Origin of the sequence: Weeksella sp. HMSC059D05, assembly GCF_001809725.1 — a bacterium.
GTDB lineage: Bacteria > Bacteroidota > Bacteroidia > Flavobacteriales > Weeksellaceae > Weeksella > Weeksella virosa.
In genome coordinates, this window is sequence record NZ_KV798535.1 from 107,748 (window position 1) to 121,021 (window position 13,274).

At 35.6% G+C, this 13,274-nt stretch carries 11 protein-coding genes and 3 tRNA genes; 7 read left to right on the top strand and 7 right to left on the bottom strand.

Annotated elements, in window-relative coordinates:
• The first annotated feature begins 16 nt into the window (after nucleotides 1–16).
• The gene (gene ftsZ / locus HMPREF2660_RS05235) at nucleotides 17–1,792 is read left to right on the top strand and encodes a cell division protein FtsZ (RefSeq protein ID WP_070485950.1); all 1,776 of its coding nucleotides are present in this window, start codon (nucleotides 17–19) and stop codon (nucleotides 1,790–1,792) included.
• Nucleotides 1,793–1,983: 191 nt separating this feature from the next.
• Nucleotides 1,984–2,436 carry a GatB/YqeY domain-containing protein gene (locus tag HMPREF2660_RS05240; RefSeq protein ID WP_013597785.1) on the top strand — a complete coding sequence of 151 codons (453 nt, stop codon included), beginning with the start codon at nucleotides 1,984–1,986 and terminating at the stop codon, nucleotides 2,434–2,436.
• Between the two features lie 75 nt (nucleotides 2,437–2,511).
• On the opposite strand, the gene HMPREF2660_RS05245 is transcribed toward HMPREF2660_RS05240, so the two are convergent.
• The 4 genes from HMPREF2660_RS05245 to sucC form a co-directional block, all read right to left on the bottom strand.
• Entirely contained in the window at nucleotides 2,512–3,210 is a 699-nt protein-coding gene (locus HMPREF2660_RS05245; protein WP_013597784.1) for a response regulator transcription factor, read from the bottom strand.
• Between the two features lie 2 nt (nucleotides 3,211–3,212).
• Complete coding sequence (locus HMPREF2660_RS05250) at nucleotides 3,213–4,763, bottom strand: sensor histidine kinase (RefSeq protein ID WP_070485952.1); 1,551 nt, start codon at nucleotides 4,761–4,763, stop codon at nucleotides 3,213–3,215.
• 4 nt (nucleotides 4,764–4,767) lie between these two features.
• Nucleotides 4,768–5,376 carry a dephospho-CoA kinase gene (gene coaE, locus HMPREF2660_RS05255; protein ID WP_070485954.1) on the bottom strand — a complete coding sequence of 203 codons (609 nt, stop codon included), beginning with the start codon at nucleotides 5,374–5,376 and terminating at the stop codon, nucleotides 4,768–4,770.
• A gap of 95 nt (nucleotides 5,377–5,471) precedes the next feature.
• Nucleotides 5,472–6,662, bottom strand: a complete 1,191-nt coding sequence (gene sucC / locus HMPREF2660_RS05260; protein WP_070485956.1) for an ADP-forming succinate--CoA ligase subunit beta — start codon at nucleotides 6,660–6,662, stop codon at nucleotides 5,472–5,474.
• A 152-nt stretch (nucleotides 6,663–6,814) separates the two neighbouring features.
• Here sucC and HMPREF2660_RS05265 point away from each other — a divergent pair, with 152 nt between their 5' ends.
• The 5 genes from HMPREF2660_RS05265 (at nucleotide 6,815) to HMPREF2660_RS05285 (ending at nucleotide 12,399) form a co-directional block, all read left to right on the top strand.
• On the top strand, nucleotides 6,815–8,464 hold the full coding sequence (locus tag HMPREF2660_RS05265) for an ArnT family glycosyltransferase (protein WP_070485957.1): 1,650 nt from the start codon (nucleotides 6,815–6,817) through the stop codon (nucleotides 8,462–8,464).
• A gap of 73 nt (nucleotides 8,465–8,537) precedes the next feature.
• The gene (gene prfA, locus HMPREF2660_RS05270) at nucleotides 8,538–9,626 is read left to right on the top strand and encodes a peptide chain release factor 1 (RefSeq protein ID WP_013597779.1); all 1,089 of its coding nucleotides are present in this window, start codon (nucleotides 8,538–8,540) and stop codon (nucleotides 9,624–9,626) included.
• Between the two features lie 127 nt (nucleotides 9,627–9,753).
• Nucleotides 9,754–11,034, top strand: a complete 1,281-nt coding sequence (locus HMPREF2660_RS05275) for a DUF2851 family protein (RefSeq protein ID WP_013597778.1) — start codon at nucleotides 9,754–9,756, stop codon at nucleotides 11,032–11,034.
• Nucleotides 11,024–11,245 (top strand): hypothetical protein, encoded by a 222-nt coding sequence (locus HMPREF2660_RS05280; RefSeq protein ID WP_013597777.1) that lies wholly within the window; start codon nucleotides 11,024–11,026, stop codon nucleotides 11,243–11,245. Before HMPREF2660_RS05275 ends, HMPREF2660_RS05280 begins: the two co-directional genes overlap by 11 nt.
• A gap of 158 nt (nucleotides 11,246–11,403) precedes the next feature.
• Nucleotides 11,404–12,399 carry a ComEA family DNA-binding protein gene (locus tag HMPREF2660_RS05285; protein WP_070485959.1) on the top strand — a complete coding sequence of 332 codons (996 nt, stop codon included), beginning with the start codon at nucleotides 11,404–11,406 and terminating at the stop codon, nucleotides 12,397–12,399.
• 30 nt (nucleotides 12,400–12,429) lie between these two features.
• Here HMPREF2660_RS05285 and HMPREF2660_RS05290 read toward each other — a convergent pair.
• The 3 genes from HMPREF2660_RS05290 to HMPREF2660_RS05300 all read right to left on the bottom strand — a co-directional run bounded on the left by HMPREF2660_RS05290 (nucleotide 12,430) and on the right by HMPREF2660_RS05300 (nucleotide 13,221).
• Nucleotides 12,430–12,505, bottom strand: a tRNA-Gly gene (locus tag HMPREF2660_RS05290).
• 539 nt (nucleotides 12,506–13,044) lie between these two features.
• A tRNA-Leu gene (locus HMPREF2660_RS05295) sits at nucleotides 13,045–13,128 on the bottom strand.
• 20 nt (nucleotides 13,129–13,148) lie between these two features.
• A tRNA-Gly gene (locus HMPREF2660_RS05300) sits at nucleotides 13,149–13,221 on the bottom strand.
• Nucleotides 13,222–13,274 lie beyond the last annotated feature (53 nt).

Below are 13,274 nucleotides of genomic sequence, written 5' to 3' on the forward strand. Positions count from 1 at the left end.
AATAAAAAGAATTAGTATGAGCGATATTACAGAAGGACTAGTCAAATTCGACTTACCAAAACACCGATCATCAGCCATAAAAGTCATAGGCGTTGGTGGAGGCGGAAGTAACGCCGTGAATTACATGTTTGAACAAGGGATTACAGGAGTAGACTTTGTGGTATGTAATACCGATGCACAAGCACTAGAAAATAGCTCAATTCCGATCAGAATACAGCTAGGTGAAGCTATAACAGAAGGTTTGGGAGCTGGTGCAAACCCAGAAGTAGGCGAACAAGCCGCCTTAGAAAGTATGGACCAGATAAAAACAGTCCTCGATAGCAACACCAAAATGGCTTTTATCACTGCCGGTATGGGTGGCGGAACTGGAACAGGTGCTGCTCCTGTAATTGCAGGTATTGCAAAAGAATTAGGAATCTTAACGGTAGGGATTGTAACAGCTCCATTTTATTTCGAAGGTAAAATGAGGTTGGAACAAGCCGAGTTGGGAATCGAAAAACTACGCGGTAATGTAGACTCATTGATTGTTATCAATAACGATAAACTTCGAGAGTTATACGGTAATTTAGGGTACAAAAGTGGATTTGCAAAAGCCGATGAAGTGCTTACAACAGCCGCCAAAGGTATTGCAGAAGTTATTACGCATAACTACTCGATAAACATAGATTTACGCGATGCCAAAACAGTTTTAGCCGATAGTGGAACCGCAATTATGGGATCTGCTAAAGCAAAAGGTGAAAACAAAGCAAAAGAAGCAATCCAGGCTGCATTAGACTCGCCATTACTGAATAATAACCGAATCACAGGTGCTAAAAATGTTCTATTGTTATTGCTATCTGGTGATAATGAATTGACGATGGATGAAATTGGAATCATCAATGATTATATCCAAAATGAAGCTGGACATAGTGCGAATATTATCATGGGTATCGGCGAAGATCCAAGTTTGGGTGAAGAAATTTCGATTACAATTGTGGCGACTGGCTTCCCAAAAGATGACCAAGTATATACAGGAAAAGAAGAAGAGAAAATTATTCATGCTCTAGAAGAAGATCAACCTATAACCAAAACATTGGCGATAGATCAACCGCTTACCCCTAAAGTAAATCCGATTAATTTCGAGTTGAATTTCGGTACAAGATCAGAAGAAAAAGACGAGTTTATTCAACACGACCAAGATACGTTCCAAGAACCAATTAAGGATAAAGAAAGTGATGATGAAGGCATAACCAAGTATGTTTTGGATGAAGAGTCTACGTACAAATCAGAAGAAACAAAACATTTTGATGAATATGAACCGCGTCTAAAATCAGAAATCAATAATGAGAATTCTACTCAAAATCAAACCGGATCATCTTATCAAAACATAGGAAGTTCGAATCCTGATCAGCCGAAAAATTCTTTTGTCCAAAAACCGAGTAAACCTATCGTAGAAAAGCAAGAGACGGTAATTTTTAGTCTCAATCAGGATAAAAAAACCTCAATGGCTGCACAAGATGTGGAAACCATGAAAGAGGAGATAATCGAAACACCAATTGTAGATTTCCAAAAGCCTATTTCTGAAGCACTGAATTCGACCATAGAAGAACGAAGAAATCGTTTGAAGCAATTTAATTTCAAATTTAAAAACACTTTGAATAACGCACAAGTAGACGAGTTTGAGTCGATTCCAGCGTATAAGCGTCAAGGATTGAATCTTTCTGAAAGAGAAGAAAATAAGCCTTCAGACTTCATGATTGGTCCTGATTCTAAAATCAAACCTAATAATTTTTTACACGATAATGTAGATTAATCGCTATATTATATTCTTATTAATTCAAAAGGAGCTCCGTACTGAAAAGGTGGAGCTTTTTTGTTTCGTAACAGTAGAGGGGCAGGAAAAATATCCGAGCAAAACCAGCTTATACAACGAACGAAAATCGAACAAGGACAAAAATTATAAGATAGAAATTTCGTAAATTTGGATAACAAAATAAAGTACAAATGAGTTTAGAGACCAACATCATGGAGCAAATGAAAGCTGCTATGAAAGAAAAAAATACAGTTGCTTTAGAAGCCCTAAGAGCAATAAAATCTGAATTGTTATTGGCAAAAACTTCGGGTGAAAATCTAGGAGAATTAACCGAGCAGGACGAAATTACATTGTTGCAAAAGTTAGTGAAACAACGAAAAGAAGCAGCGGAACAATTCAGAGTCAATAATCGTCCAGAATTAGAAGAGAAAGAATTGAAGCAAGCAGAAGTTATCCAGGCCTTCTTACCAGCCCAATTGTCTGAGGAAGAGTTGGTGAGTGCCTTAGAAGTTATTGTGGCAGAAGTAGGTGCGACCTCTCCAAAAGATATGGGTAAGGTGATGGGAGTAGCATCAAAACAGTTAGCGGGTAAAGCAGATGGCAAAACAATTTCTGAACAAGTGAAAAAAATATTGTCTGCCTAAAAATTAGATTAATTCAATAGAAAAAAGCACAAGATTTAGAGGGATATCTTGTGCTTTTTGTTTTGATACATCATTTTATATTTCTTGTATGAGCAAACGAAATCCTTCACCATGAATATTGACAATTTCTACATTAGGGTCTTTTTTTAGGTATTTGCGTAATTTTGCAATGTAAACGTCCATACTACGAGAGGTAAAGTAATTATCATCGTGCCAAATACGGGTTAGGGCAATTTCACGCGGCATTAAATCGTTCTTATAAATTGCTAACAAACGAAGCAATTCGTTTTCTTTTGGTGATAATTTCTGTGATTTTCCTTCGTAAACTAGTTGTCTAAGTTTAGCATTGAAATGAAATTTCCCAATCGTAAACTCTTCTTGTTCGAATTTTTCTTCTTCACCAAAATTACGTTGTAAAACCGCTTTTATTTTATACAATAAAACTTCCGAATCGAATGGTTTGAGTACATAGTCATCAGCACCAATTTTATAACCATTCAATACATCATCTCGCATATTTTTTGCGGTAAGAAAAATGATGGGTTGCTCTGGTTTTAGTTGTTTTATTTCTTTCCCCAGCGTGAAACCGTCTTTTTTTGGCATCATCACATCCAGTATGCATAAGTCGTATTCGCCTTCTTTAAACTTATTAAGACCATCTTCTCCATCAATTGCATGGGTAACATCAAAATCATTAATTAATAAATAATCTTTTAGTACACTACCAAAACTTGGATCATCTTCCACTAAAAGCAGTCTTTGTTTTTCGCTCATAGTTATTTTTTTAAAGGTATTTTTACATAGAATTTGCTTCCTTCGCCTAATTTGCTTTCTGCCCAAACTGCTCCGTGGTGCAGTTCTACAATTTTTTTCACGTAGGCAAGACCTAGTCCATGTCCTTTTACATTGTGTATATTTCCTGTTTCTTCTCTATAAAATTGATCAAATATCTTCCGTAAAACTGAAGGTGACATCCCAATTCCTTTATCTTTCACTTCGAGGATAAAGTACAGATCATCGTTATAAGTTCTGATGGATATCTCGGGTTTCCCAGTAGAGTATTTTCGTGCATTGTCTAAAATATTAATCACAATATTCTCTAAATGGAAAGAATCACCATTTACGATAGTTTGATCTGCTTCATAACTTTCAAAAATTGTACCACTTCGTTCAGATACAATAAATCGAATAGGTTCTAATGCATTTTCTATAATACTATCCATGTCTACACTTTGCAGATTCATCTCCATTTGGTTTCTTTCGAGTTTAGACATTCGAAGAACCATTTCTACATGAGAGTTCATTCGTTTGTTTTCTTGTTTGATGAGGTCTGCATAATATCTTACTTTTTCGGGGTTTTGGGTAACTTTTTCATTCTTCAAAGCGTCCGAAGCAATATTGATGGTTGCAATAGGAGTTTTGAATTCGTGAGTCATGTTATTGATGAAATCTGTTTTTATCTCTGATATATTTCGTTGCATTTGCATATAATAAATAGCCAAGGAGAAAACAGAAATTATAATCAAGGTCAAGATAAATGTCAAGGCCAAAATCGGAACAATAGGGCCTAAAATAGCAAATACTTGTTGTGGAAAATAAGCGTTAAAATAATAAACGGGATGTTCATCTTTGTCATAAAACAAAGGAATCGAATAATTAGTATCTGCCAGACGAAAATTATGAGTTTTGATCTTCGTGTCACCCGAATCTACTTTTGTAATTCCTAATTCTGGGTTGGCATGCACGCCACGATGTTTCAGTTCTTTTTTGAAGATTGAATCGATAACCTCTAGTGAAACTCTCATTTCGATAGGTTTCGTTCCAGCGTCTATACGAGCCAAACGTTCGATAGAGTAGGTAGAATTCTTAAAAGCTTCTTCGAAATTCATATTCAATGGAGAAACACCTATTGCCGAAGTATCTTTCGGAATTTTGATCAAACTTTCTTGTTTATAAACATCGGCTTTGGTAATACTATCATTGTATTGTCCAGAAATTGGCAACATAGCACGGTCGAGAATATACCGTGTAAATAGAACATACGTAACGCCAACCGAATCCTTAATCGCTTGAGTAGAAAAAACTTCAGGTTTGTTTTGGTTGTTTTGGAAATCTTTCTGGACATGTTCGAATTGTTTGTAATACATCTCGAGTTCTCCTTTGTTTATCTTTTCTACTGTATTGTTCATCGCCTGATAAACACTGGTGTTGAAGTTTTCTTTGCTCGAGTCAAAAGTTAATTTCAACCAATAGAATTGGATGATCATCAGTCCGATAAGCGCGACGCTCATGACAATAATCAAAACTTTATAAAATCCTTTCTTCATAGGGTTAGGTCAAATGATATTTGGTTCGTAGTGCTACAATTATCTTAGAAACTTGTTTTTCTAATTGTTCAATACCTTCATTGTTTTCTATAATAAAAGTAGCAAATTTTTTTCTTTCTTCGTCGCTCAACTGATTGTTCATTCTCTGCTGTATCGCTTCTTGTGTAGTGCGATCACGCTTGCTTACGCGTTCTATTCTTCGCTTTTCATCTGCAACTACTACAATTACTTCGTCACAGTTTTTGTACGATCCGCTTTCTACCAAGATGGCAGCTTCTTTCATTACCAATGGCGAAGCTTGCTGGCTAATCCATTGTTTGTAATCTTTGTAGACAATAGGGTGCACCGCCTGATTGAGTTGTTGTAAAGTTTCAGGATTGCTAAAACTTTTTTCAGCTATCCAAACCCGATTCAAATTTCCGTCTTGGTAAGCTTTTTCACCGAAAATATTTTTTATCTTCTTGATAAGCTGGGGATTATTGTTCATCAAGTCTTTGGCTCGTTGATCGGCGTAATAAATTGGTATACCAGCTTTTTCGAAGAATTTTGCAGCTGTTGATTTTCCAGATCCGATACCGCCCGTTAGACCTATAGTTATTGTTTGTTTATCCATAAAGGAGTATTAGGGTAAAGTGAAAGGTACAAAAAGAAAAGAGCTTTTGAATATTCAAAAGCTCTTAAATATTTCTTAAAATTATTACAGTATGTTTACAGTATTTCAGCTACTTTGTTGGCAGCATCTTGTAAAGTGTCTACTGCATGTACTTGTAAACCAGATTCGCTAATCATTTGTCTTGCAATATCGGCATTGGTACCTTGTAATCGTACAATGATAGGTACATTAATCGAGTCACCTAAGTTTTTGTATGCATCCAAAATTCCTTGAGCAACTCGGTCACAACGAACGATTCCTCCAAAGATATTTACCAAGATTCCTTTTACGTTGGAATCTTTCAGGATAATACGGAATGCTTTTTCTACACGTTCTGCGTCTGCAGTTCCTCCTACGTCTAGGAAGTTGGCTGGGTTTCCTCCAGAAAGTTTAATGATATCCATTGTTGCCATCGCTAAACCAGCACCATTTACCATACAACCAACGTTTCCGTCTAACTTCACAAAGTTTAATCCCGCTGCATCAGCTTCTACTTCGGTAGGATCTTCTTCTCGAGTGTCACGTAATTCTGCTAAGTCTTTATGACGGAATAATGCGTTACCATCCAAAACAACTTTTGCATCAACCGCCATAATTTGGTCGTCTGATGTTTTCAGTACTGGGTTGATCTCGAACAATGAAGCGTCAATCCCAATATAAGCATTGTAAAGTGCATGAATAAACTTTATCATGTCTTTGTAAGCTGCTCCTTTTACACCCAAGTTGAAGGCAATATTTGCAGCTTGGAAACCTGTTAAACCAACTGCAGGGTCAATTTCTTCGGTGAAGATTTTTTCTGGAGTAGCTTCTGCAACTGCCTCGATATCCATCCCCCCTTCGGTTGAATACATAAACATATTTCTTCCAGTTGCACGGTTTAATAATACTGAAACGTAGAATTCTTCTATTTCAGATTCTCCAGGATAGTAAACATCTTCAGCGATTAATACCTGATTTACTTTCTTTCCTTCTGGTGGAGTTTGTGGGGTTATCAATTGCATACCGATAATATCCGTAGCCTTTTCTTTTACTTCTTCTAAACTTTTAGCAAGTTTTACTCCGCCACCTTTACCGCGTCCACCTGCGTGGATTTGGGCTTTTACAACATGCCAAGATGTGCCCGTTTCTTTGGTTAACTCTTGTGCAGCTTCAACAGCTTCATCTGGTGTTGTTGCAACTATTCCTCGTTGTACTTTAACACCATACTTACTTAAAATTTGTTTTGCTTGATATTCGTGAAGATTCATTCTTTTTAGTTTTTCAGATTACAAAAATATAAATATTGTTGGGTTTTAAGGAATTTGCAACATGAATTTTTCGTTATGTTGAATAATATCATTCTTTTCTAGCTTCAAAACCATAAAAATACAGTTATTTTTGGATAGATGATTAGTTATTTATGAAAAAATACGCTTTTGTCCTTTGTTTTGTGTTGCTTCTTCTGCTCAATTTTCTTCAGGCAACCTTTACACCCTTAGTCGATGACGAAGCATATTACTGGGTATGGTCTAAACATCTCGCTTTTGGATATTATGATCATCCACCGATGATTGCATGGATGATTAGGTTAGGAAATTTTGTAACAACGCAAGAAATAGGATTAAGATTTATTTCAACAATTCTTTTTACCTTCAAATTTTTCCTTTTTTACGCAATCTTACAACCTAAATCAACCTTGCAACGTTGGAAAGTTTTATGTCTTTTTGCTTCCACACCGTTTTTACAACTCTTCGGATTCATCTCTACACCTGATACAGTCTTGTTGTTTTTTACTTTATTGTACCTCTATTATCTGAAGCAATTTTTAGATCAAAAAAAATCCTTGGCTTTTTTAGGACTATCTTTTGCTATCGCTGGTTTGTTTTACAGTAAATATCACGGATTTTTAGTGGTTGCATTTACCTTGTTGCCACATTTTCTGTTCTTACTGAACAGTAAAAAATTCTATCTTACTATTTTCATCGCATTCCTACTCTATATTCCTCATATATTTTGGTTAATCGAACACGATTTTGTTCCTTTTCGTTATCATCTCGCAGAACGAAATCAGACCAAAATACATTTCGATGCTATTGCTTATCTGCTTATTGGAGGTTTGTTTTTGGGGACATTGGCGTATTCTCCTTTTCTTTGGAAAACTTTTTTCTCGATAAAAAATATAAAAAGAAGATATAGATTCGATCAGTCTATTTTGTATTTATCTTTAATGCCAATGGTGTTTTTTCTGGTGATGAGCCTAAAAAACAAACCGCAACTTCAATGGCTTTTGATAGGATTTGTTGCACAACTCATATGGTTGTATCTAACAGAAGATCTAGACAATAAATTATTTTTTCGGTTAGGATTTGCGAATCTTATTGTGCTAATTGTTGCAAGAATTTTATTACTTTCTCCTTCTTTATCTTGGTTGTATGACAATCGAGACGCGGCCTTGCGCATTGGAAACGAAGTAAAAGATTCTCTTGTTATATTCGAAAAATATCAAGAAGCATCCTTGTTCGCATTTTATGCAAATAGGTCTACATGGGTATATAGAACCTTGGATAACCGACGGTCGAGTTTCGATGATTGGCAACAATTGAACGATTTTGATGGGAAGGATTTTGTGTTTGTTTCTCGTTGGCAAAAAAGCAATCAATCGGTGATAGGATGGCGAGACAAACCATACTTTATTACGAAAGTAGAAAATTTCAAACCCGAAGAAAACTATGCTTTTCATCTTATGAGCAGTGTCAATTATCCTGCAGAAAACACTGTTGTTATCGAGTTGTCATCTGTATCACCTGCTATTTTTTCCAGTAAAAATTTTCAAGATTTACCTTTGCTTTACTTGGTGTTTATTGGCGATCCGCATCATTCTGTGGTATATTTAGAAGATATTCGAGAGGTGTTGTGGGAAGGGAAAATCAAGCATCAAAAAACGATTCAGGTTTCTGTAAGGTCGAATTTGTTAGGAAAGAGCAAGAAAGTTTATGTCGGGCTACAGCCAAGAGGTTTGCCTATGTATTCTGTTTCTAATAAAATTTCTATAGAATCAGATAAATTCTAAAATCGTTGGAAAGTTAAAGCCAAATTTCCAGAAATGCTTGTGAAGCCGTATCTTTACCACCCAAAGAAAAAAAATGGCAGATACAGGACTATTAGATAAATTACGTGCTATAAAACAGCGGTTTGATGAAGTAGCAGATTTAATCATTCAACCCGACATTATCACCGATCAAGCACGCTATGCTAAACTAAACAAAGAATATTCGGATCTACGTGATTATGTAGAAAAACAAGAAGAATACGAAGGTTTGCTCAATGTGCTTGAGGAGGCAAATGCAATTATTGCCGATGGATCGGATGAAGAAATGGTTGAGTTGGCAAAGCTAGAAAAAGACGAAGCATTGCACAAAATTCCAAAGCTGGAAGAAGAAATAAAATTTATGCTAATCCCGAAAGATCCCGAAGATGACAAAAACGTAATAGTTGAGTTGCGTGCCGGAACCGGAGGAGATGAAGCGGCAATTTTCGTAGAAGATATTTACCGAATGTACGCAATGTACTTCAAACAAAAGGGTTGGCAACATGAGGTTCTCAATACCTCTGAAGCATCTGGGAAAGGTTTCAAAGAAATGGTCATTTCGGTAGAAGGAAATGCTGTTTATGGTACGATGAAATACGAGTCGGGTGTGCATCGTGTACAACGAGTACCAGAAACCGAATCGCAAGGTCGTGTACATACTTCGGCCATTACAGTGGCGGTTTTGCCTGAGGCAGAGGAAGTCGACGTAGAAATTAACCCAGCTGATTTAGAATATCAAACGGCGCGTTCGTCTGGTGCAGGTGGGCAGAATGTGAACAAAGTAGAAACAAAAGTACAATTGACTCATAAGCCTTCTGGGATCGTAATTGTTTGTCAAGAAGCACGCTCACAACATAAAAATCGTGAAAAAGCTTTACAGTTATTACGAACCAAATTGTACGAAATAGAATTCGAAAAGAAACATGCAGAACGATCAGAACAGAGAAAATCTTTGGTTTCTACTGGTGACCGTTCGGCAAAAATCAGAACCTATAATTATCCGCAAGGTCGTGTAACCGATCATCGTATTAATAAATCGATTTATAATTTAGACAATTTCATGAATGGCGACATCCAAGAAATGATCGATGCGTTGAAGGTTGCAGAAAATGCAGAAAAATTAAAAGGAGACGACGATATTTAGAACTCGAAGAAGTATATAATACACGCTTAATGCTTTGGAAGAAAATCGGTTTGAGAAATCAAATCGATTTTTTTTTGATAAAAAATTTTTGTAGCTTTTAGACAAGCTAAGTAAAAAATCGAGTCACATGAGGGAGGATTTTCTACATCATATTTGGCGATTCAAGCTATTTCGGTTCAAGAATGCAAAAACTCTATCAGGCAAAACGATCGATATAGAAAAGGTTGGCGTTTCTAATCCGAATGCTGGCCCAGATTTTCTAGAAGCTCATCTGAAGATTGATCAATTGAATTGGTATGGATCGGTCGAAATTCACACAAAATCATCCGATTGGTTGCATCATAATCACAACATAAACCCAAATTATCATACGATAATTTTGCATGTGGTTTATGAGCAAGATGTAACTATTCCATTGCTAGAAGATTTGGGTATTGAAACCTTAGAGCTAAAAAACCTCATCGACCCAAAAACAATCGAAGTTTATCATCAATTGACTACAGAAAGATACAATATTCCATGCTATTTGTTGATTGATCGAGTAGAGGAGGAGAAGCTATCTTTATGGAAAAATCAACTTTTGTTGGATAGAATGATGATGAAATCCACAAAAATATTATCTGAATTAGAGAAAGTACAAAACAATTGGGAAGCTGTTCTTTTTCGTCAATTATCCTATACTTTTGGGCTGAAAGTGAATGCAGAAATATTTTCGCAATGGAGTGTTTCTTTTCCTTTTTCGGTTTTGCAAAAAGTACAATTTAATAGAGAAGTACTAACAGCTTTGTTTTTCGGTCAGGCAGGGATGTTAGAAGACGCGTATCAGGATGAGTATCATAGAAGCTTATCAGAAAAATATCAATTCCTTCGAGTAAAGTACGACCTTGATCCGATACCTGACCATTTGTTTCGTTACTTTCGTATGCGTCCGATAAGTTTCCCGACCATTCGGATTGCTCAGTTAGCCGCTTTGTACGGAATGTATAAAAACTTATTTTCGGTTTTGATGAGTGCATCATCAAAAGAAGAAATAATAGCAGTTTTTCAATCAATCGAAGTAGATTTATATTGGGAAAAACGTTATCGTTTTGGAGAAGAAAGCGTAAAAGTGAGTAAGAAAATAAGTGTATCTAAGATAGAAAATATTATACTAAATACTATATTGCCTTTGCGTTTTGCGTATGCTGTTTATCGTGATGAAGAAGTAGACGAGCGCTGGCTTACGATGTATGAAGAGTTAAAACCAGAGAAAAATAATATAACAAATTGTTATGAAAAAGCAGGTCTGAAAAATAAAAATGCTTACGATTCTCAGGCTTATATACAAGCGTACGAACATTTTTGTTTACCAAAAAAATGTTTAAATTGCAGCATCGGATACGAAGTGCTAAAACCCTATGCTAGATAAGTTGAGAAACATCACCGAGATTTCATGGTTCAATGTAATCGAGAGGATTGCAGATAAAATAGGTGTACGAGTTGCCAAATTACGTCTTTTGTACATTTATTTAGCTTTCGCGACCTTGGGTATTGCCTTTATAATCTATTTCGTTATGGCCTTTGCTTTGTGGGTAAAAGACTGCTTTGTTGTCAGAAGAAAATCGGTATTCGATTTATAAAATACTCAACATTAGTCAATTAATAGTTGTTTTATATTCTTTTATTGTTTATCTTTACATCTCAACTACTTGTTATAGAAGGTTAACAAACACTGACATTTGTTTGTATAGTTTAGATTTGTACGCTGGTTTTTGTAATAACAAAAAACTAACGATTCATGAAATCTTCTTTATTACCTTTTCTATTATTGACCAAAACACAGAAAACAGGTCTTATAGTTTTTTGTATTATTCTATTGATAGGTGAGGGTATAATGGTATTTGGGAGTTCGAAAGAAAATTTGGTTTTCGAGGAAATTCAGCAAAGCGAACTAAAGCAAATCTTACTTTCTGCAGAAGCAAAAGCAACCTTATCTTCATCCCCTTACAAGAATCGCTTTTCGAAATCGAAAATTGATACTGTTATAACTGCATTCGACCCGAATGATCTTACCCAAACCGATTGGCATAAATATGGTTTTACACCAAAACAAGCAGAAGTAATCATGAAATACAAAGCAATGTTAGGTGGGAAATTTGAGTCGAAAGAACAAATAAGAAAATGCTATGTAATCAATGACGAAGCCTATGCGATGCTATCACCGTATATTTTATTACCCGAAAAATCTAAAAGTGATCTGCGATTAGGCAAGCAACAAACAAGGAGAAATATTGTTTATTCCCGCTTCAATCCGAATGATTATTCAGAAAATGATTGGATGAAAATCGGTTTTAGCAAAAAGCAAGCAGAAACAATTCTTAAGTACAAAAGAATTGTCGGTAATGAGTTTACATCCTTAGAGCAATTATCAAAATGCTATGTGATTTCTGACGAGAAGTTCCAAGAAATGAAACCTTATATCGATTTACCAGAGAAGTCACGTGTTTATCGAACAAGTAAAACGTTAAACAATACGTCAGTTAAAGAATCTTCCGCTGCAACAATTACTAACGAACAAAAACAGACTATTGAGTTAGAGAAATTTGATCCCAATAAACTCGATAAAGAAGGTTGGATGAAAATAGGTTTCACAGAAAGACAGGCCAATACGATTATTAAATATCGCTATTCACTTGGTGGACGATTTCCCGATGCCGCAACGTTACAGAAATGTTATGTAATTTCAGATGCTAAATTCAAAGAAATGGAACCCTACTTAGAGTTTAGCGAATAAAAAAAACAGCACTATAATTGTGCTGTTTTTTGGAGCGGGAAACGAGACTCGAACTCGCAACATTCAGCTTGGAAGGCTGACGCTCTACCAATTGAGCTATTCCCGCTTATTGTGGGTGCAAATATATTGCAAGTTTTTTCGTTTTACCAAATTAATTATAAAAAAAAATAAAAATATTTTTTTTCTCGTTGGTTGAGAATGATTTAGGAGATGATAAATTTTTTATAATCACCTATAATTATTTATTATAATCATCAATACTCTTTCTTAGTTAGAAGATAATTGCAATATTTTTATTCTATTGTTACACCTCTACAAAATTCAGATGAGAAAGACTACCTGGTTGGGTTTTTGTATAAAAAAAGAATTAATCATTGAAAAGATTTATGCAAGTAATCTTACTACAACTCGAATTGTATTGTTACAGGTCGTAAACGAGAAGTTTTTTTAGTAGGTTTGCTCAAAATACACGGATGGTATAAATTTCATATGCTTCTGATTTTTCTTCTTTAAAGTAGTAGAAAAATAATTTAATGACGAAAAACATTCTTTGTTGGTCTACCAAAAATGCATGTTTCAGTTGCGAAGAAAATGCACATAAAAAAACGCTCGAATAACACAAGTAGTTGTTCGAGCGTTTTTTTGTACCTCAGGCGGGACTTGAACCCGCACGTCCTAATGGACACAGGATTTTAAGTCCTGCGTGTCTACCAATTCCACCACCAAGGCTCCCACTTCTTTTGAAGTAGAGCGGGAAACGAGACTCGAACTCGCAACATTCAGCTTGGAAGGCTGACGCTCTACCAATTGAGCTATTCCCGCAATTAACTGCGTTTATAAGTAAATTTTTGTACCTCAGGCGGGACTTGAACCCG

Bases quoted from the DNA above. Each gene is read 5' to 3' on its own strand.
- ftsZ (WP_070485950.1), top strand. From the start codon at position 17: ATGAGCGATATTACAGAAGGACTAGTCAAATTCGACTTACCAAAACAC.
- HMPREF2660_RS05240 (WP_013597785.1), top strand. From the start codon at position 1,984: ATGAGTTTAGAGACCAACATCATGGAGCAAATGAAAGCTGCTATGAAA.
- HMPREF2660_RS05245 (WP_013597784.1), bottom strand. From the start codon at position 3,210: ATGAGCGAAAAACAAAGACTGCTTTTAGTGGAAGATGATCCAAGTTTT.
- HMPREF2660_RS05250 (WP_070485952.1), bottom strand. From the start codon at position 4,763: ATGAAGAAAGGATTTTATAAAGTTTTGATTATTGTCATGAGCGTCGCG.
- coaE (WP_070485954.1), bottom strand. From the start codon at position 5,376: ATGGATAAACAAACAATAACTATAGGTCTAACGGGCGGTATCGGATCT.
- sucC (WP_070485956.1), bottom strand. From the start codon at position 6,662: ATGAATCTTCACGAATATCAAGCAAAACAAATTTTAAGTAAGTATGGT.
- HMPREF2660_RS05265 (WP_070485957.1), top strand. From the start codon at position 6,815: ATGAAAAAATACGCTTTTGTCCTTTGTTTTGTGTTGCTTCTTCTGCTC.
- prfA (WP_013597779.1), top strand. From the start codon at position 8,538: ATGGCAGATACAGGACTATTAGATAAATTACGTGCTATAAAACAGCGG.
- HMPREF2660_RS05275 (WP_013597778.1), top strand. From the start codon at position 9,754: ATGAGGGAGGATTTTCTACATCATATTTGGCGATTCAAGCTATTTCGG.
- HMPREF2660_RS05280 (WP_013597777.1), top strand. From the start codon at position 11,024: ATGCTAGATAAGTTGAGAAACATCACCGAGATTTCATGGTTCAATGTA.
- HMPREF2660_RS05285 (WP_070485959.1), top strand. From the start codon at position 11,404: ATGAAATCTTCTTTATTACCTTTTCTATTATTGACCAAAACACAGAAA.